We start from the raw sequence: 18,067 nt of genomic DNA on the forward strand, positions 1-18,067 counted from the left end.
ACGAAACTATCGGCAGGGCTTCGGGAGTCCCGCAACCGCCTCGGCCTCGCGCACATCCGCTGCCAAGCCTTACGCACCCAAAGCCAATGGCAAGGGAGAGGGCGTCATCCAGACAAGCCCGCGCGAATAGCCTGTGCCAGCGCTTGCGGCACTTCGCGCCGCCGAACTCCCACGACGGCATCACCGCCACAATTGGGGCTCATGGCCGTATCGGCTCAGAGCCACTTGTCAGCAGACTCCGCCTAGCCGGGACTAAGCTGCTGTGGCTCCACAACTAGAGCCCGATTGACCACATCGCAATCCGAGCAATGAACCAAAGCCAGCCCGTAGTGGCGATGGCAACAACGCCGAGATATATGAAGTGCACTGCGCCGTAATTAGGCCGGGAAATCTTATTTTTCGGCGCCTTGCGTGGCGACAGGTTAGCGCCGAAAAACTTATCAGACATGACAATGTCCCAAGATTCGCACGCTAACGCGATTTTTGCAACGACGCGTTCCCCTGTCTCTGTACAGAGACGGGCGCGGCCTCAAGTCGCTGTACTTCCTCGCGTAACCGCAGCAGCTCGGCATAACGAACGCTGAGCGCACTGCTCGCCTTACTGGTGGGGTCTTTCACACGCGGCTCCCGTCAATAGTATGTGCACTAGCGATTTAATGGAGTTTCACTCCCTAATCTGTGTGCTGTTTCACAAGCAAAAATAAAAGCGATAACGTCGCATTCTGCGTCCGGCTTGCTCTAAAGGCATCGGTTTCACCGATGTTTCGTGTCCTGATCGCTCTGCGTGTTTTGTTCTTCGAAGGCTACCCCGAGGGAGTCGCCATCGCGCCAGATCAGCCGACACCGGCGAATAGTGCGAAAATTATTGAAGGAAAGTTCAAAGTTGGGTGGTGGGGTGGCCAATCCAGCTATGCGAATACCAGCGCCAGCGTTCGTAACGTCAGTGACGCCGCACGAGCGCACGCCAGCTGGGCCGCTGAAGAATAGCAACGCGGCTTTGGCAATCCTTGTTCTGCCGATGGATCGACGATCATTCATCTTGATCGACCTTGAACTCAACGAATTTCTTGTAGACCCAGCGGCGCCCATTGTGGCGCCGCCAGACTTGACCGAAAACGAGCTTGCCGGTAATCGAACGCCTCGGAATGACGACGTTCCAGAAATGCCAGACTTCCGCCCAGGCGGGCTTGGCGCTGTCGCGCAAGTCCTGCGAAGGGGAGCGGTTGTTCGCTGTCATTTCTTTCGCCCAAGTCGCAGCTCGAGCGCGGCGATGGTGTCCGTCAGATTGTCCCGGCGCGCCAAAAGTTCCCTGGCATGCATCGGGTAGGCTGCCTCGAGAGGGTCAAATATCCCAGCCCGCTGCTCCTCGTTGGCGATGGCGCTGTTAAGGATTTGGACGATACGATTGAGGTCGTCGATCAATGTCCTTGTTTGCACCGCCTCGCGGGTGGCTGTCTCAAAATGGCGCTGGTGTTTCATCGGCATCTTCCAACTGATCTAATTTGGGACGCAAAAAAGCTGCTCGCGCGTTCGCGCGGAGGTCTTCGCAAGAAACCTGCCACGAGCTTTGCTTCAAATGGACGGGCAGATCAGCAGCGTTGAGGCATGGATTCGTCAATCCATCTGACAGCCGTGCCGATCCCGAGAAGCCAGGTGGGAACTCGCCAGCGTTTGCCAGCCTGCTCAGAGCACCAGGGCCGGTACGTGGCATGGGGAATAGGACCCGGATGGAAGGGCAACGGACGTTCCGCCGGGGGGCAGTTGCCGCAGCGCAATGGCTTAACCTCTATAGCGTCGGGAACAATTTGTTCGCGGTGACATCACGGCTCGTCACCCGATGGAACTGTCGCAGGTGGGGCGCCCATGTTTCGCTTAACGAGACAGGCTCCGCCCGTGCGGCGGATTCGGCCGCAAAGATGGTCGGCCTTGCGGCGCGTGTCGGTGCCGATCCGGATCTGGCAGAACGAACTTGCACCACGGACGCGGAACAGGAGGGTAATCAGGCTCGAATCATGTCGCGCCCTATTTGCCTTTGGTTTCGCAAGCCCACAACCCTCGGCACCGGCATCAGCTGGGTGCCCAATCTAAACTGCGGCTTGTTCAGGCACGCTTAAGGCGTCTGTCAGCGCGAGCTTAAGCTTATTAACCTCTCTCGCTCGTTGTGCATTCCCCTTTCTCGCGCGCGTTCACGTTGTTGGCGTTGGCGAGAAAACGGGAAAGCGGCGTCAGTCACGCCAAGAGCCCTTTCGATTTGATTACGAAGGCCGACGCGATCGGTGTCAGGCCGTGGATAGGCCTCAGAGAGGTTAATCAACTCGCGGCCCGCTGCGATAATATTCAAACCCAGTAGACCTAACGCGTTACGCGTGGCGGGCTCGTTCTCTCCGAATGCCAGCAGTTGAAAACCGAGATCGCGGAAGATGCGCTGCGCTTCTCCCACGTTTCTCATAGCCTGGTCATACTCGCGGATCTCCCGAGAGCTGACCGCCATTTCGCGCGGTTTCGGCAACGAGATGCTTCCGAGAACGAGCATGCGCTCAAGTATTCTGCGCCGAAGCTCAAAGAACGATCGGATCGGCCGGCCTAGTAATTCAAATGCAAAAAAACCGAGGACCGCCGTTGCCGAGACCGTAATCAGGTACACGTACCACTGCATGCTACTGTTGAATCCAACCTAGGTGCCGCGGCGGCTCACTGCGGACTTGTCAGGTTTGCGTCACGAAGCAGAGGTGTTCCCGGGGCGGTCGGGGCGCCGGCTATTGCTTGGCGCTCCGAAATCCGAGTGGAGACGACCTTCATCGCAAATAAGCCGCCGACGAGGGCAAGACCAACGCTTGCAAACCAGATTGTTCTGATCACGTCCCGCACCCCGCTTCGAGCGCCGCCTTGGGCCGCCGTGATTCCCATCGTTGCGACCGCGGCCCGCGGTTTCAATCAACCTTAATGGGGCGTTATTCACAAGGTTGAATTGATACGCATTCCCCAACGTCTGGGATTGTAGTTAACGATGAAGGGCCAGCGGCCGTCGCACCGGCGCTTGGACAACGACCACGCTGTTGCCGGTATCGGGAGCGGTGCGGTCAAATCCTCTAAATCGGAGTAAACTATTATCGCCGCAAGCGGGTCTGACTGTGTCGTGCCGCCGGAATCCTAGTCCGGCGGGGTGGAAAGGCCCAGCCTCCAAAGCGCAGAGCGGCGGTCCCAGTCATCAGCCGTCCGGCATGCCGGCGGCGATCCATGAACTGATATCGTCGAGAGTGGCGGCGAAACGCCTCAGCATCTCGTCGACCTCGGCCGTCGTGATGATCATCGGCGGACAGAAAGCGATGCTGTCGCCGATCGCGCGAACGATCAGGCCGTGGTTGTGCGCGCGCTCGAACAATCTCAGCCCGACTTTACCAACGGGATCGAAACGGGCCTTCGTCGACTTGTCCGCGACCAGTTCGACCGCGGCGATGAGGCCTCGGCCGCGCACTTCACCGACGAGCGGATGGTCGGCGAAGCGCGCCAGCCCGGCGCGCATATGGGCGCCGACCTCTGCGGCGTTCTGGACCAGACCGCGTTCCTCGATGATGGCAAGGTTTTCGAGCGCCACCGCCGTCGCGACCGGATGGGCGCCCGTCGTATAGCCGTGTCCGAAGGTACCGAGGCGATCCGACTGGTCGGCCATCGCCTGATAGATGGTGTCGCTGATGAGAACAGCGGCAAGCGGCTGGTAGGACGATGTGATCTGCTTGGAGCAGACCAGGATGTCCGGCTTGATGCCGAAGCTTTCGCAACCGAACATCGTGCCGAGCCGCCCGAAGCCGTTGATCACCTCATCGGCCACCACCAGCACGTCGTATTTGCGGCAGACCTCCTGGATACGTTGCCAATAGGTGCGTGGGGGCACGATCACGCCGCCGGCTCCCATCAGAGGCTCGCCGATGAAGGCTGCGATCGTTTCCGGGCCTTCGTTGAGGATCATTGTCTCCAGTTCGGCTGCCAGCCTCTCGGCGAAGGCTTCTTCGCCCTCGCCGGGCAGCGCGTTGCGGTAGTGGTGCGGAGACGACACATGTCGCGCGAACGGAAGCGGCAGGTCGAAGCCCTTCTGGTTGACCTGGAGCCCGGTCAGGCTGCCGGCTGCGACCGTGATGCCGTGATAGGCGCCCTGGCGGGAGATGAACTTCTTCTTCTCGGGACGGCCGAGCGCGTTGTTGTAGTACCAGACGAATTTGACGACGGTGTCGTTGGCTTCGCCGCCCGAATTGGTGAAGAAAACATGCTTGAGCCCCTCGGGCGCGAGCGACACCAGTTTCTCGGCCAGAAGCGTCGAAGGCGCATGGGTCTTGTGCGAGAAGATATGATAGTAGGGCAGCTTCGACATCTGCCGCGCGGCTGCTTCAACCAGACGCTTCTCGCCGAAGCCGACCGCGACGCTCCACAGGCCCGCGAGCCCCTCGATATATTCGCGCCCCTCGTCGTCGTAAACATAGATACCGGAGCCGCGGTCGATGACGATCGGCCCCACCCGTTCGTGCCGCCGCAGATTGGTCGCGGGGTGGATCTGATGGGCGATGTCTTTGCTCTGCAGGGAATTCGTTAGCATGGACGCTGTGGCTTTCTGACGAAGGAGGGATGGAGAACCGTTTCAGGGGCGCGGACCACGCGTGGTTGCGCATTCATGATGCCTTCTCCCTTAGAGATCTGGTGCAGATACCGCAGCGACATGCCGCGACCGTCTGCCACCATCTACGGCGTGAGCCGCGTGTTGTCGAGCCGTGCCTGGACGAAGTGTTCGCGGCGAGGGAGGTGAGCGTTGCGCACCGAGGACGAGTGGGCCACCACCCAAAATTGCGTCCGGAAAATTCAGGGCGATCACGTCGAGGACAAGCGGACCGTTGCCGGCAGCTCATCACGCGTCGAGCGCGGCACGGCTGGCGTGACTCCGGATCGAGCTTTCGACCCCTCGAACTGGACGCTGGCTGCGCGGGCGACCAAGTCCAGGTGACCGGAAGTCATCGAGACGCCTTTTCAAACGGGCCGGAACGAACCTCCTGATTTTCTGCGCCGCAGCAGGTAATTGTAAAACTCGAAAAAACGTTCGCTGATATCGGAATTTTTTATGGCTATGACTTTCGGTCGCCGTCGGCTCGATCGTGGCCGGCAATGTCCTGCCGCCACAGCACGCCGAGTTGTCGCCGCCGTTATATCCGGTCAATCGTTCGTAGAGCACGTGCACCCGGGTGTCGAACAGTCGCAGAAGAAAGCCGGGGTCCCTTGTCGAGCTTGGGCGGACGAGCGATCTCATTCGCGCGCGAGCATGAAAGCGAACGCACGGGTTCGCCTAAGCGGGATGCCAGTCGCGAAATAGACGGCTGACGAAATGTTCGCATCATCAAGCTGCGTTTCCGAGGTCCATTCGACGCAGCCTCCGCGGAAGCTGGCGCAACGGTGCTGCGCAGCCGCACGGATGATCGTACAACTTCGATACCGCGCGATATCACGGCGACGTCCCCGGCGCCTCCAGCAACCAGGATAATTTCTCGCGGCGCCCTGCATAGTTTTGCTGCAGCAAGACATCAATTGAAGCAACTCTCGCCGCAACAACGCGCTTGACATCATGGTCGATCTAAGGGAGCCTAAAAATGCGAGCGTTGGGCAAAGCTGCCCAATAACGCTACAAGTTCAAACCATTTCCAACGCCGCGCTTTCAAATTCAAGCGTGTCCAGTTGGTGGCGAGGGCGCCCTCGGCTTCACAGCCGGCGGGCGCTTTTTTTGTTTTGGAATCGGGTGAATGGCGCGGAAGCACTATCGTATCGGCGTGATGTTCTCGACCACCGGGTCCTACAGCGTCGTCGCGCGCTCGATGCTGAATGGCGCCTTGCTCGCCTTCCAGGAAAATGCCGAGGCGGGCGGCGCGGTGGCGCTGGAGCCGGTCGTGGTCAACCCGTCGGGCGATCTCGCGTGCTACCGCGCGCTCAGTCTGGAGCTGCTTGGCGCCGGCATTCGCCAGGTCGTCGGCTGCTATACGTCCTCGAGCCGCAAGGAAGTCATTCCCTGCTTCGAGAAGTTCGACGGGTTGCTCTGGTATCCGTCGCACTATGAGGGTTTCGAGAGCTCGGACAATGTGATCTACACGGGCGCATCGCCCAATCAGCACGTGCTCCCCCTGGTCGATTATCTCGCCTCGCGGGTCGGTACCCGGGCGTTCTGCGTCGGCTCCAACTACATCTGGGCCTGGGAGAACAACCGCATCTTCCGCGAGGCGCTGACCGCGCGTGGAGGCGCCGTGGTCGCGGAGCGGTATTTGTCCGTGGGCGACACCGAATTCGACCAGGTGATATCGGCGATCCTCGACCAGCGTCCCGATTTCGTCTTCAACAACCTGATCGGTACCAGCGCCTATGCTTTCTTCCGCGCGTTTCGCGCCGCGTGTCGCGCACGCGGCATCGATCAGGTCAATGAAATTCCGGTGGCCAGCTGCACGTTGTCGGAGCCGGAGCTTGCCGAAATCGGCGCGGATGCCGTCGACGGGCATTTGAGCTCCAGCGTCTATTTCTCCTCGCTGGAATCGCCGGCGAACGCGGCATTCATCGAGGCCTACGCCAAGGCATTTCCGGACGGGCCGGTGTCGTCGGCCGACGCGGAAGCCTCATATATCGCGGTCAAGCTGTTGGCCGCGACGCTGGAGCAGGTCGGTGTCGACGATGCGCGCACCGTACGCGCCGCGGTCGCGAACCAGCGCCTGGCTGCGCCTCAGGGAGAAGTGCGCATCGATCCGCAGACCCATCACGCCTGGCTGACGCCGCGGATCGCCCGCTCCGCCGTCAACGGGCAGTTCGAAGTGCTGCTGGAGGCGCGCAGCCCGATCGCGCCCGATCCCTATCTCGTCCAATCTTCGCCGCGCTTTGCGACTGCAATGCGCTCTCCCGTGCTCAGAGTGGTGCAATCATGACATGTCGATTGCTGCAGAATTTCAAAGGCGGCCGCGCCCTTGTCGTCATCGGACGCAGCGGAAGGGAAGGTGCGCTCGAGTCGACACTCGCCAAACTCGGTGTGACGACTGAATATCCCGACATCGTCGGCGGCCGGGCGCAGATCGACGTCGGCGGCCTGCAGCCCGAGCGCGACATCCTGTTCGTCGACGGCGATCTCGAGGGCGCGGTGGCGATCGAGGTCAATCCCGCCTCGCGCCTGCCGCCGGTGCCGGTGATTGGCCTGGTCGGCGTCGAGGCGCCGAGCCGCCTCAAGGCGCTGGTCAATCTCGGCGCGACCTCCTTCCTGCGCAAGCCGGTGCATGGCGGCGCCGTCTACACGTCGCTGTTCATGGGCATCAACCAGTTCCTGCTGCGCAGCGATATGTATGCCCGTGTGCAGGATCTCGAAGGGCGTCGCCGCGGTCGCCGCGCGGTGATCCGCGCGGTCATCCAGCTGATGCAGGAGAACGGGCTCGATGAGGAGGGTGCCTATTCCCAGCTCCGGCGCGCAAGCATGCGCGCGCGGCAGAATCTGGAACTCTACTGCGAAGAAGTCCTGAGCAGGCGGGCGAAACCGCCCGACATTTCCGTCCGCACGACCAGCACCACGCTGCAAGGCGGCACCAAGCAAGCGATGTAGGAGACACCGACATGACCAGAAGTGTATTGCGGGGGTTGCGCGCCGTAGCCCTCACGGGGACGCTTGTCCTCGCGTCAGGCGCGGCATTCGCGGCGGACCCGATCAAGCTCGGCGTGCTGGAGGACCAGTCCGGCGACTTCGCGGCCGCCACGATCGGCAAGGTACACGCGATCCAGCTCGCCGCCGAGGAGATCAACAAGGCCGGCGGCATCGCCGGCCGGCCACTCGAACTCGTCACCTACGACACCCAGTCCGACAATACGCGTTACCAGGAATTCATGCGGCGGGTGCTGCAGCGCGACAAGGTCGACGTGGTATTCGCCGGCTTTTCGTCCGCCTCGCGCGAGGCCTATCGCCCGATCGTCGATCAGTTCAACGGCTTCGCCTTCTACAACAACCAGTACGAAGGCGGCGTCTGCGACGGTCACATGATCGTCACCGGCGCGGTGCCGGAGCAGCAGTTCTCGACCCTTATTCCCTACATGATGGAGAAGTACGGCAAGAACGTCTACACGCTCGCCGCCGATTACAATTTCGGCCAGATCTCGGCGGAATGGGTGCGCAAGATCGTCAAGGAGGCCGGCGGCAAAATGGCGGGCGAGGAATTCATCCCGCTCGGCGTGTCCCAGTTCTCGCAGAGCATCCAGAACATCCAGAAGGCCAAGCCGGATTTCGTGGTGACGCTGCTGGTCGGCACCGCGCAGGCCTCCTATTACGAGCAGGCGGCGTCCGCGAACGTCAATCTGCCGATGGCCTCGTCGGTCAATGTCGGACAGGGTTATGAGCACAAGCGCTTCAAGCCACCGAGCCTGAAGGACATGTACGTCACCACCAACTACATCGAGGAGATCGACACCGCTCCCAGCAAGGCGTTCTTCGCCAAGTTCAAGGCGAAATTTCCCAGCGAACCCTATGTGAACCAGGAGGCCGAGAACTCCTATCTCGCGGTCTATCTCTACAAGCAGATGGTCGAACGCGCGAAGTCGACCAAGCGGGACGACATCCGCAAGGTGATCGCTCTTGGCGACGTCTGCATGGACGCGCCGGAGGGCAAGGTCTGCATCGACCCGAAGAGCCAGCACATGTCGCATACCATCTATTTGGCCAAGGTCGGGGCCGATCACTCGATCTCGTTCCCGAAGGTGTGGGAAGACATCAAGCCGTACTGGCTGGGTGAAGCGGGCTGCGACCTCACCAAGAAGGATCCGATGGCGCAGTACACGCCGTCGAACCCGCCGCCGAAACCCTGACCTCGGCGTCGGCGCCGCCCCGGCAGGTACTTCTGCATGCCGGGGCGGCGTTCTCTCATCGTTGAAACTCGGATCCTATTTCGAATTTGCACCAACCCGGCTGGTTCATGGACATCGCAACGCTTGCATTCTCGGCGCTCTATCAATTCGGCGATGCCTTCGCCTTCCTCGTACTGTCGGCTTGCGGGCTCGCGGTGATCTTCGGGATGATGGGCGTCATCAATCTCGCCCACGGCGAGTTCATCATGTGCGGCGCCTATGTGACGGCATCAACGGCCCATGCCGGCCTGCCGCTTCCGCTTGCGATCATATCGGGCGCGATCGTCGCGGCGCTGGTCGGCGCACTGGTCGAGCTCGTGGTGATCCGTCATTTGTACGACCGGCCGCTCGACACCATCGTGGCGACCTGGGGCCTCAGCCTGATTGCGACCCAGGGCACGCTGATCATGGTGGGATCCACCATGGCCGGCGTCGGTACACCGTTCGGCAGCTTCCAGGTCGGCGACTATTCCTATTCCATCTATCGCCTCGTGCTGTTCGCCTCCGCGCTCGGTGTGCTGGGCGGTCTCTACATGCTGTTCAACTGGACGCGCTTCGGCGTGCTCGCGCGCGCCACGATCCAGGTGCCGCACATGGCGGCGGCCCTCGGCGTCGATACCCGCCTCGTCTACAGTCTCACCTTCGCCTGCGGCGCCGGCCTTGCGGGCCTCGCCGGCGGCTTGTACGCCCCTACCATGACGCTGGTGCCGACCATGGGCGCAACCTTCATCATGGAAGCCTTCGTCACGGTGGTGATCGGGGGCGCCGACGTGTTCCTCGGCACGGCGCCGGCCGGCGGCGTGCTCGCGGTGGTGAAGTCGGCGATGACATCCTGGCAGGGGCAGTTGTTTGGCCAGATCGGCCTCCTGGTCGCCGTGATCATCGTCGTGCGGGTCCTGCCGAAGGGTATTTCCGGCTTCCTGCTGCGCGAACGCACCTGAAGGATCCGACGCAGTGAACGGCTTTCTTGCTTTATTCCGCCGTCTCGAAGGTCCGCAGACCGTAGGCCGTGGCCCGGCCTTCTGGATCGCATTCGCCATCGTGCTCGCGATCGCTTGCGCCTATCCGCAGTTCAGCGACGGCTATACGGTCGGCAACACCGTCTATTTCTTCGTCTGGGTATTCATCGCGCTCAGCCTGTGCCTGATCTGGGGCTATGGCGGCTCGATGTCTTTCGGCCAGACTGCGTTCTTCGGCATTGCCGGCTACGGCTACGGCATTCTCACCCTCAATTTCGGCTCGGCCTACGGGTTTACCTGGATCGCGCTGTTGCTCGCGGTCGCGCTCGCCGCGCTGTTCGCCCTGCTGCTCGGCTATTTCATGTTCTTCGGTCGCATCGCCGGCGTCTTCCTGGGCATCGTCACGCTGGCGGTGACGCTGATGCTGGAACGCTTCATGGCCCAGACCGCGGGCCCCGAGTGGCATATCGGTGTGGCGCGCCTGAACGGCTTCAACGGCATGAGCGCGATGCCGCCACTGACGATCCCGTGGCCCGGCGGCGACATCGTGCTGTTCGCCGACATCGGGCTCTATTACGCCGTGCTCGGGCTGCTGGTGGCGGTCTATCTCGGCCTGCGCATCCTGATGAACTCAGCGTTCGGCAATGTCATCGTCGCGATCCGGGAAAATCCGGAGCGCGCGGAGATGCTGGGCTACGACGTGCGCAAATATCAGCTCATCACCTTCGTGATCGGCGCCGCGCTGGCCGGTCTTTCCGGCGTGCTCTACACGGTATGGGGGCAATACATCACGCCGTCGAGCATGGGCATGACCGCGGCCGCGCTGCCGCTGATTTGGGTCGCGGTCGGCGGACGAAGCGATCTTACCTCGACGCTGATCGGAACGCTGGTGGTGCTCGCGGCCTTTCAGGCCCTGACCATCTACGGCAGCCAGTACGCGCTGGTGTTCATGGGGGTGCTCCTGGTCCTGACCGTGCTGATCGCCCCGAATGGGCTCGTGCTCGGCGTCATGAATCTGATTTCCCGGCTCGCGGCGCGCCGCGGCAATGGAGACGCCTGATGTCGCTCCTTGAACTTCGCAGGCTCAACAAGCATTTCGGCGGCTTGCACGTCACCAACGCGGTCGACCTCGCGCTCGAAACCGGTGAAATTCATTGCCTGATCGGTCCGAACGGTGCCGGCAAGAGCACGCTGTTCCGTTTGATCCTCGGCGAGCACCATCCCGGCAGCGGCGATATCTTCTTCGCCGGGGAGAACATCACGGCGCTGAAATCGTTCGCGCGCATTCATCGCGGTCTGTCGGTCAAGTTCCAGGTGCCGGGTGTGTTCAAGGGCCTGTCGGTCCGTCAGAACCTCGAGATCGCCTTGCAGCGGCAGCACCGCGGCGTGGCGCTCGCCGGCGAGATCGACCGGCTGCTGGCGTTCCTCAACCTCGAAGCCGACCAGATGCAGACGGCCGGCAATTTGAGCCACGGCCAGAAGCAGTGGCTGGAGATCGGCATGGCGATCAGCCTGAAGCCGCGGCTGCTGCTGCTGGACGAGCCGACCGCGGGCATGTCGCCGGAAGAGACGCATCTGACCGGCGAGATGGTGCAACGGCTGAACGCAGAGGGCATGACCGTGCTCGCGATCGAGCACGACATGGCCTTCGTGCGCCAGGTCGCGCAACGTGTCACCGTGCTGCATCTTGGTCAGGTCTTTGCGCAAGGCTCGATTGAGGAGATCGTCGCCGACGAGCGTGTCGCCGCCATCTATCTGGGGCAAGCCCATGCGTAAGGAAGTGATCCTCACGACGCTGGGCTTGCGCGCCGGCTATGGCGGCAAGCCGGTACTGCAGGGCCTCGAAATCGAGGTGCGGGAAGGCGAGATCGTCGCCGTGATCGGGCGCAACGGCGTTGGCAAGTCGACGCTGATGAAAAGCCTGATCGGGCTGGTGCCGGCGATGAGCGGATCGATCGTTTATCGCGGCGAGGCCGTCGAGCTGTTGCCGGCGCACAAGCGGGCGCGGCTTGGCATGGGTTACGTGCCGCAGGGGCGCGACGTGTTTCCGCGCTTGACGGTGGCGGAAAACATCGCCGTCGGCGCCGCGATCAGGGGCGGCATCCCGGAGGCAGGACGGCGGCGGATCGTCGAAGCCTTTCCGATCCTGGCCGAGCGCTGGGGCCAGCGCGCCGGAACCATGTCCGGCGGCCAGCAGCAGCAGCTCGCGATCGGGCGCGTGCTGATCGCCGATCCCAACCTCATTCTGCTCGATGAGCCGTCTGAAGGCATCCAGCCCAATATCGTCCAGGACATCGCGCGCAACATGGTTGAGCTCAACCGCAGTACCGGCGTCACCATCATCCTGGTCGAGCAGAATCTCGACATGATCCGCGCCATGGCGCAGCGCTGCTACGTGATGGACAAGGGCCGCATCGTCGCGACGCTCGATCGCGCGGCGCTTGACGACCAAGCGGAAATGCGCCGCCACCTCGCGGTTTAAAAGCCATTCCACGGCGTTAACAACAGAGAAGGAGAGCAGCGATGGCCTGGCAGGAAAATTCGATCATGGCGAGCAAGGGCCTCGCCAAGGGGAAACGCGGCATCCATCACATGATCACCGAGGCGGATCAGGGCAAGTACCATTACGTCTACGGCCCCTACGTCAAGCCGGTCCTCGCCGTCGATCCCGGGGCCGTGGTCTCCGCCGAGACCCACGATGCGTTCGAGGGAGCGATCAAGTCCGAGACCGACATTCCGTCCAAAATTCTCAACTTTCCATTTCTCAATCCGCAGAACGGGCCGATCTGGGTGAACGGGGCCGAGAAGGGCGACACCCTTGCGGTCTATATCGAGAGCATCGTGCCGCGGGGGCCGCAGCCGCGCGGCACCACCGTCGTCATGCCGGAATTCGGCGGCCTTGTCGGCACCGGCCAGACCGCGCTTTTGAACCCGCCATTGCCAGAGCGGGTCAAGAAGCTCGAGATCACCCTCGAGGCCGGCACCAAATGGAACGACAAGATCACGCTGCCGTATGAACCTTTCATTGGAACCATCGGCACGTCGCCCGAGATCGAAGCGATTTCGTCGCTGGTGCCGGACTACTACGGCGGCAACATGGACCTGCCCGACGTCGGCGTCGGCGCTGTGGTCTATCTGCCTGTCAACACCAAAGGCGCGCTGCTCTATCTCGGTGACTGCCATGCCGCCCAGGGCGACGGCGAACTCTGCGGTGTCGCGATCGAGCATCCGACCGTGAGCACGGTCCAGGTCGACCTGATCAAGGGCTGGAGCATCGCCTGGCCGCGGCTGGAGACCAAAGACTTCATCATGACAATCGGCTCGGCGCGGCCGATGGAAGACGCCGCGCGGATCGCCTACCGCGAACTATGCCGCTGGATGGCGGCCGATTACGGCTTTGAGGAGATCGACGCCTACATGCTGCTGACGCAGGCTGGCCGCGTCCGGCTCGGCAACATGGTGGATCCGAAATACACCCTTGGCGCCTCGATCAAGAAATCGTTCCTGGTCTAAAGGGGACGGACCGGTCATGCCGCAGGTGCACAAGGTCGCCACCGTCCAGTTCGAACCGACGATGTTCGAAAAGGACCGCAACATCGCGCGGCTGCTCGAACTTTGCGAGGCGGCGGCGACAGCCGGCGCCCGCCTCATCGTGACGCCGGAGATGGGAACGACGGGCTATTGCTGGTTCGACCGGGCGGAGGTCGCTCCCTTTGTCGAGACGGTTCCGGGGCCGACGACCGAGTGCTTTGCCGCGCTCGCGCGGAAACATGATTGCTACATCGTTGTCGGCATGCCGGAGGCCGACAGCGACGGCATCTATTTCAACTCTGCCGTGCTGATCGGACCCGATGGTGTGGTCGGCCGGCACCGCAAGTCGCATCCCTATATTTCCGAGCCGAAATGGGCGGCGGCGGGCGATCTCGGGCATCAGGTCTTCGACACGCCGATCGGGCGCATCGCGCTCCTGATCTGCATGGACATCCACTTCGTGGAAACCGCGCGCCTTGTCGCCCTGCAGGGCGCCGATGTGATCTGCCATATCTCGAACTGGCTGGCGGAGCGTACACCGGCTCCTTACTGGATCAGCCGGGCGTTCGAGAATGGCTGCTATCTGATCGAAAGCAATCGCTGGGGGTTAGAGCGCACGGTCCAGTTCAGTGGCGGCAGTTGCGTGATCGCGCCGGACGGAACTGTCACGGCGGTGATCGACGGCGGCGACGGGTTCGCGCTTGCCGACATGGATCTGGACGTAGCCCGCGCGCGGCGCGTCGGCGGTGAAGCCGTGTTCACCCAGCGCCGCCCCGAACTCTATGCGGGGCTGCTCTCCGATACGTTCAGCTGGAATCCCCGCGACTTTTTCAAGTTGTACGGTCACAAGCCCTGGCCGCCGGGGCAGACGTCGCGGGTCACGGTCGCACAGATGAGCCCCTGTGACGACATCGAAGCAAATCTCGCTTGCATGACGTCGCTTGTACGACAGGCGAAGCTCGAGGACAGCGCCGACCTCGTCGTGTTTCCGGAGCTTGCGCTGAGCGGCCTGACCGATCCCGGCGCGCAGGCGCAGCCTGTCCCGGGGGCGGTCACCGACCGGCTCTGCCGTTTGGCCGCGCAGCTCAAGATCTATGTTGTCGCAGGCGTCGCCGAGCGCGACTTCGATACAATCTACAACAGCGCCTGTCTGATCGGGCCTCAAGGCCTCGTCGCGGTTTATCGCAAGGTTCATCTGACGGAATCCGAGCGCGCCTGGGCGAGCCCTGGCGATGCCTGGGTCGTGGCCGACACGCCGGTCGGGCGCATCGGTCTTCTGATCGGTCATGATGCGTCGTTTCCCGAAGCGGGCCGCATCCTTGCGCTGATGGGGTGTGACGTCATCGTCTGCCCGGCAGCGATGAAGGGACGCTTCAGCACCCCGCATCCGGGATCGCTTGTGCCGCAGAACTATCCGATCCCGACCGGCGCCGATCCCTATCACTGGCACCACTTCCGGGTTCGCGCCGGCGAGAACAATTTGTTCCTTGCGTTCTCGAATGTGTTCGATCCCGAAAGCGGATATCCGGGCCTCAGTGGCGTGTTCGGCCCCGACAGTTTCGAGTTTCCGCGCCGCGAAGCCATCGCGGCGGATTCCGAGGGCACTGCGACGGCCGTCGTCGACACCACGAATCTCGACACTGTCTATCCGACCAACGTCGTGCGTCGGAAGGATCTGCTGGCGATGCGGATGCCGCACGGCTATCGCGCGCTGATCAAGGCCGCTGCGGATTAACACGCGCATTCAGAGCATCGCCATAACAACTTGGCGAGCAGCGTATTGCGGTATCTCAACCGCGCAGTGAGCTTTCAGATCAGGAGCGAGGGGGCGGTCGTCAAGATCGCCCCCCAGGCATCAGGTCTCCAGTTGCTTGCCGATCGGCAGGGCGCGGATGCGTTTGCCGGTTGCGGCGAAGATCGCATTCATCAGCGCGGGCGCGAAGGGAGGTACGCCGGGTTCCCCGACGCCGCTTGGCGGCGTGTCGGCGTCGACGGGCACGATATGCACGTTGGTCACGAGCGGTGCCTCGTCGATCCGGATCACGGGGAAGTCGTCAAAATTGCCCTGTTGCACCTTGCCGTCCTTGAAGCTGATCTCGCCATACTTGGCGAGACTGAGCCCCATGATGGCGGCGCCCTCGATCTGCGACTGGATGCGTTCGGGGTTGACGAAGGTGCCGCAGTCGATGGCGGTGTCGACCCGAGGCACGCTGAGCTTGCCCTTGTCGTCGACCGAGACTTCGACGATGGTCGCGATATAGCTGACGAAGCTGCGATGGACGGCAATTCCAAGCCCGTGTCCCTTCGGCACCGATCGGCCCCAGCCGCCCTTGTCAGCGACCAGTTCGACCACGCGGCGCAGGCGTGCCGTGTCGATCGGATAGCTGTCGAACGGCTCGCCGTAATTCCAGGGATCTTTCACAGAATCGAGATTGACGATCCGCGGAGAGCCGATCAGTTCCAACAGCATGTCCTTCTGGTCGCGGCCGGTGGCGTGAGCGAGTTCACCTACCATCGACTGAACCGCGAAGGCGCGCGGGATGTTCGACACCGAGCGGAACCAGCCGATCCGGGCATGCGCCGTGGCTTCCGGATTTTCGCATTGGATATTGGCGATCTCGAACGGCATGTCGATAAGCCCCATGCCGAGTTCGAATGGCGCCGCATGCACCGTGTTGGCTGCAAATGTCGAGGCGATCGAGGGCGCGACGCTGCGGTGCCGCCAGGCAATCACCTTGCCGCTCTTGTCGAGGCCCGCTTCGATGCGTTCAACCGAGACCGTGTGCAGGAAGTCGTGGCGAACGTCGTCTTCCCGTGTCCATTGCACCTTCACCGGTGAACCGATCGCCTTTGAAAGCAATGCGGCCTCGAGCGCAAAGTCGCACTTCGATTTGCGTCCAAAGCCGCCGCCCAACAGCGTGACATTGACGGTCACATTCGCCTCGGGAATGCCGAGGGTCTTTGCGACGTCTTCGCGCGTGCCGCCCGGACTTTGCACGGGCGCCCAAATCTCGGCCTTGCCGTCCCTGACGTCGGCGACTGCGACGGGCGTCTCCATGCTGACATGGGCCAGATGAGGCAGATAGTATTCACCGACAATCACCTTGTCGGCGCCTTTCAGCGCGGCGTCGACGTCACCCTCCTTGCGCACCACCAGGCCCGGCTTGCGCGCGGCTTCCTCGAGTTCGGTGCGATAGGCCGCCGAGTCGTATTTGCCGTTGGCGCCGTCGTCCCAGACGATCTTCAGGGCGTCGCGCCCCTTGATGGCCGCACCGGTGTTGCGCGCGATCACCGCGACGCCGCCGAGCGGCTGGAATTTGGACGGCCACGGCCAACCCTGCACCTCCATGACCTTCTCGACGCCGGATACTTTCATCGCTTCGCTTGAATCGAACGACTTAAGCTTGCCGCCGGTCACCGGCGGCCGCGCGATCACGGCATATTTCATGCCGGGAAGGCGGGTATCGCTGCCGTAATATGCAGCGCCGACGGTAATGTCGTGAAGATCGACAATGCCGATCTCGCCCTTGCCGAGATAGCGGAAGTCTTTCGGGTCCTTCAGCTTCAGGCCCGCGACATCAGGCACAGGCTCCCTTGCCGCATCGGCTGCCAGTTCGCCGAAGCCGAGACGGCGGCCGCTCGCGGCGTGGACCACCTCGTGGTTCACCGCCTTGACCTCGGTGGCCGGCACGCCCCATTTTTTGGCGGCGGCGGCTTCCAGCATGGCGCGCGCCGAGGCGCCGATCTGGCGCATCGGCATCAGATAATGCCGCGTGCTGCGCGACCCGTCGGTATCCTGATTGCCGTATTTGACTTCGTCGCCGTGCGCCTGCTGCACTTTCACGCGCGACCAGTCGGCTTCCATCTCCTCGGCGACAACCAGCGGCAGGCTGGTCCGGACGCCCGTTCCCATCTCCGAACGGTGCGCCACGATCGTGACGGTCCCATCGGATGCGATGGCGACGAACACGCGCGGGTCGACCACGGTGCCGTGCGGCATCGCGCCGGCGCCGGTCTGATAGGCGGCGAACGCCTGACGCGACGTTACCGGAGCGGCGAGCACCAGCCCGCCCGCGATGCCGAGAGTCTTGAGGACACTGCGACGGGAGATTTTCTCGACCTTGATGCGGGCCTCGATGCCGCGAAGCCTATCGGGATTTGTGATGATGTTCATGATCAGGCCCCCGTCGAAGCGAGTTGGACCGCGTTTTCAATACGCTGGTAAGCTCCGCAGCGGCAGATGTTGCCCGCCATCGCTTCGCGTATCTGATCGCGTGTGGGTTTTGGATTTTCCATGAGGAGTGCTGCGGCCTGCATGATCTGGCCGGCCTGGCAATAGCCGCATTGCGGGACATTTCCCTGACGCCAGGCCTTCTGCACGGCATGGTCGCCGGTGGGATGAAGGCCTTCGATCGTCGTGACCTCGCGACCGACCACGTCGGAAACCGACGTGATGCAGGAGCGCACCGCCTGCTTATCCACGATGACCGTGCATGAACCGCAGAGCGCCTGGCCGCAGCCGAATTTCGTGCCCGTCAAACCGATTTCATCGCGGAGAAACCAGAGTAGTGAAAGATCCGGGTCGCCGTCCCAGTCTCGTGCCTCACCATTGATCTTGAGCTTGATCATGATCGTTCCTCGCTCTTCATAAGCATTGATGTCATTCGGCGTGAGCGAGAACATGTTTC

At 62.4% G+C, this 18,067-nt stretch carries 18 protein-coding genes; 11 read left to right on the forward strand and 7 right to left on the reverse strand.

Translation table 11 applies throughout. From position 1 onward, the window contains the following. Positions 1-274: 274 nt before the first annotated feature. Positions 275-448 carry a hypothetical protein gene (locus B5525_RS44130; protein WP_154073333.1) on the reverse strand — a complete coding sequence of 58 codons (174 nt, stop codon included), beginning with the start codon at positions 446-448 and terminating at the stop codon, positions 275-277. A 311-nt stretch (positions 449-759) separates the two neighbouring features. Here B5525_RS44130 and B5525_RS44135 point away from each other — a divergent pair, with 311 nt between their 5' ends. Continuing rightward, positions 760-987, forward strand: coding sequence for a hypothetical protein (locus B5525_RS44135; RefSeq protein WP_154073334.1), 228 nt, complete (start codon positions 760-762; stop codon positions 985-987). A gap of 43 nt (positions 988-1,030) precedes the next feature. Here B5525_RS44135 and B5525_RS20285 read toward each other — a convergent pair whose 3' ends face one another. From B5525_RS20285 to B5525_RS20300, 4 genes are all read right to left on the reverse strand, one after another. Then, the gene (locus B5525_RS20285; protein ID WP_079567581.1) at positions 1,031-1,237 is read right to left on the reverse strand and encodes a hypothetical protein; all 207 of its coding nucleotides are present in this window, start codon (positions 1,235-1,237) and stop codon (positions 1,031-1,033) included. Continuing rightward, the gene (locus tag B5525_RS20290; RefSeq protein ID WP_079573595.1) at positions 1,234-1,479 is read right to left on the reverse strand and encodes a hypothetical protein; all 246 of its coding nucleotides are present in this window, start codon (positions 1,477-1,479) and stop codon (positions 1,234-1,236) included. The genes B5525_RS20285 and B5525_RS20290 overlap by 4 nt, the downstream gene beginning before the upstream one ends. Before the next feature lie 643 nt (positions 1,480-2,122). Continuing rightward, a complete protein-coding gene (locus tag B5525_RS20295) occupies positions 2,123-2,656 on the reverse strand; it encodes a hypothetical protein (protein WP_079567582.1) in 534 nt (177 codons plus the stop codon). Between the two features lie 552 nt (positions 2,657-3,208). Continuing rightward, a complete protein-coding gene (locus B5525_RS20300) occupies positions 3,209-4,588 on the reverse strand; it encodes an aspartate aminotransferase family protein (RefSeq protein ID WP_079567583.1) in 1,380 nt (459 codons plus the stop codon). Positions 4,589-4,798: 210 nt separating this feature from the next. Between B5525_RS20300 and B5525_RS44140 the strand changes: the two genes are divergently transcribed. The 10 genes from B5525_RS44140 (at position 4,799) to B5525_RS20345 (ending at position 15,114) form a co-directional block, all read left to right on the forward strand. Beyond that, positions 4,799-4,990, forward strand: coding sequence for a hypothetical protein (locus tag B5525_RS44140; protein ID WP_154073335.1), 192 nt, complete (start codon positions 4,799-4,801; stop codon positions 4,988-4,990). 787 nt (positions 4,991-5,777) lie between these two features. Continuing rightward, positions 5,778-6,938 carry a transporter substrate-binding domain-containing protein gene (locus B5525_RS20305; RefSeq protein WP_079567584.1) on the forward strand — a complete coding sequence of 387 codons (1,161 nt, stop codon included), beginning with the start codon at positions 5,778-5,780 and terminating at the stop codon, positions 6,936-6,938. Continuing rightward, positions 6,935-7,600: an ANTAR domain-containing response regulator gene (locus B5525_RS20310; protein ID WP_079567585.1), complete on the forward strand. Its 666-nt coding sequence runs from the start codon at positions 6,935-6,937 to the stop codon at positions 7,598-7,600. Before B5525_RS20305 ends, B5525_RS20310 begins: the two co-directional genes overlap by 4 nt. An 11-nt stretch (positions 7,601-7,611) precedes the next feature. After that, complete coding sequence (locus B5525_RS20315) at positions 7,612-8,850, forward strand: urea ABC transporter substrate-binding protein (protein WP_079567586.1); 1,239 nt, start codon at positions 7,612-7,614, stop codon at positions 8,848-8,850. Between the two features lie 107 nt (positions 8,851-8,957). After that, on the forward strand, positions 8,958-9,830 hold the full coding sequence (locus tag B5525_RS20320; protein WP_079567587.1) for an ABC transporter permease subunit: 873 nt from the start codon (positions 8,958-8,960) through the stop codon (positions 9,828-9,830). A 13-nt stretch (positions 9,831-9,843) separates the two neighbouring features. Next, a complete protein-coding gene (locus tag B5525_RS20325; protein WP_079567588.1) occupies positions 9,844-10,908 on the forward strand; it encodes a branched-chain amino acid ABC transporter permease in 1,065 nt (354 codons plus the stop codon). Beyond that, positions 10,908-11,624, forward strand: a complete 717-nt coding sequence (locus B5525_RS20330; protein WP_079567589.1) for an ABC transporter ATP-binding protein — start codon at positions 10,908-10,910, stop codon at positions 11,622-11,624. Before B5525_RS20325 ends, B5525_RS20330 begins: the two co-directional genes overlap by 1 nt. Next, positions 11,617-12,330 carry an ABC transporter ATP-binding protein gene (locus B5525_RS20335; RefSeq protein ID WP_079567590.1) on the forward strand — a complete coding sequence of 238 codons (714 nt, stop codon included), beginning with the start codon at positions 11,617-11,619 and terminating at the stop codon, positions 12,328-12,330. Before B5525_RS20330 ends, B5525_RS20335 begins: the two co-directional genes overlap by 8 nt. A gap of 41 nt (positions 12,331-12,371) precedes the next feature. Continuing rightward, complete coding sequence (locus B5525_RS20340; RefSeq protein ID WP_079567591.1) at positions 12,372-13,361, forward strand: acetamidase/formamidase family protein; 990 nt, start codon at positions 12,372-12,374, stop codon at positions 13,359-13,361. Positions 13,362-13,377: 16 nt separating this feature from the next. Then, a complete protein-coding gene (locus B5525_RS20345; RefSeq protein WP_079567592.1) occupies positions 13,378-15,114 on the forward strand; it encodes a nitrilase-related carbon-nitrogen hydrolase in 1,737 nt (578 codons plus the stop codon). A gap of 120 nt (positions 15,115-15,234) precedes the next feature. On the opposite strand, the gene B5525_RS20350 is transcribed toward B5525_RS20345, so the two are convergent. Next, on the reverse strand, positions 15,235-17,553 hold the full coding sequence (locus B5525_RS20350; protein WP_079567593.1) for a xanthine dehydrogenase family protein molybdopterin-binding subunit: 2,319 nt from the start codon (positions 17,551-17,553) through the stop codon (positions 15,235-15,237). A gap of 2 nt (positions 17,554-17,555) precedes the next feature. Then, positions 17,556-18,008 carry a (2Fe-2S)-binding protein gene (locus tag B5525_RS20355; protein WP_079573596.1) on the reverse strand — a complete coding sequence of 151 codons (453 nt, stop codon included), beginning with the start codon at positions 18,006-18,008 and terminating at the stop codon, positions 17,556-17,558. Between the last annotated feature and the right edge of the window lie 59 nt (positions 18,009-18,067).

It is taken from the genome of Bradyrhizobium erythrophlei (assembly GCF_900129505.1).
GTDB classification, from domain to species: Bacteria; Pseudomonadota; Alphaproteobacteria; order Rhizobiales; family Xanthobacteraceae; genus Bradyrhizobium; species Bradyrhizobium erythrophlei_D.

Bases quoted from the DNA above. Each gene is read 5' to 3' on its own strand.
- B5525_RS20315 (WP_079567586.1), top strand. From the start codon at position 7,612: ATGACCAGAAGTGTATTGCGGGGGTTGCGCGCCGTAGCCCTCACGGGG.
- B5525_RS20310 (WP_079567585.1), top strand. From the start codon at position 6,935: ATGACATGTCGATTGCTGCAGAATTTCAAAGGCGGCCGCGCCCTTGTC.
- B5525_RS20285 (WP_079567581.1), bottom strand. From the start codon at position 1,237: ATGACAGCGAACAACCGCTCCCCTTCGCAGGACTTGCGCGACAGCGCC.
- B5525_RS20335 (WP_079567590.1), top strand. From the start codon at position 11,617: ATGCGTAAGGAAGTGATCCTCACGACGCTGGGCTTGCGCGCCGGCTAT.
- B5525_RS20290 (WP_079573595.1), bottom strand. From the start codon at position 1,479: ATGAAACACCAGCGCCATTTTGAGACAGCCACCCGCGAGGCGGTGCAA.
- B5525_RS20345 (WP_079567592.1), top strand. From the start codon at position 13,378: ATGCCGCAGGTGCACAAGGTCGCCACCGTCCAGTTCGAACCGACGATG.
- B5525_RS20355 (WP_079573596.1), bottom strand. From the start codon at position 18,008: ATGATCAAGCTCAAGATCAATGGTGAGGCACGAGACTGGGACGGCGAC.
- B5525_RS44135 (WP_154073334.1), top strand. From the start codon at position 760: ATGTTTCGTGTCCTGATCGCTCTGCGTGTTTTGTTCTTCGAAGGCTAC.
- B5525_RS20295 (WP_079567582.1), bottom strand. From the start codon at position 2,656: ATGCAGTGGTACGTGTACCTGATTACGGTCTCGGCAACGGCGGTCCTC.
- B5525_RS20320 (WP_079567587.1), top strand. From the start codon at position 8,958: ATGGACATCGCAACGCTTGCATTCTCGGCGCTCTATCAATTCGGCGAT.
- B5525_RS44130 (WP_154073333.1), bottom strand. From the start codon at position 448: ATGTCTGATAAGTTTTTCGGCGCTAACCTGTCGCCACGCAAGGCGCCG.
- B5525_RS20330 (WP_079567589.1), top strand. From the start codon at position 10,908: ATGTCGCTCCTTGAACTTCGCAGGCTCAACAAGCATTTCGGCGGCTTG.
- B5525_RS20300 (WP_079567583.1), bottom strand. From the start codon at position 4,588: ATGCTAACGAATTCCCTGCAGAGCAAAGACATCGCCCATCAGATCCAC.
- B5525_RS20350 (WP_079567593.1), bottom strand. From the start codon at position 17,553: ATGAACATCATCACAAATCCCGATAGGCTTCGCGGCATCGAGGCCCGC.
- B5525_RS20340 (WP_079567591.1), top strand. From the start codon at position 12,372: ATGGCCTGGCAGGAAAATTCGATCATGGCGAGCAAGGGCCTCGCCAAG.
- B5525_RS20305 (WP_079567584.1), top strand. From the start codon at position 5,778: ATGGCGCGGAAGCACTATCGTATCGGCGTGATGTTCTCGACCACCGGG.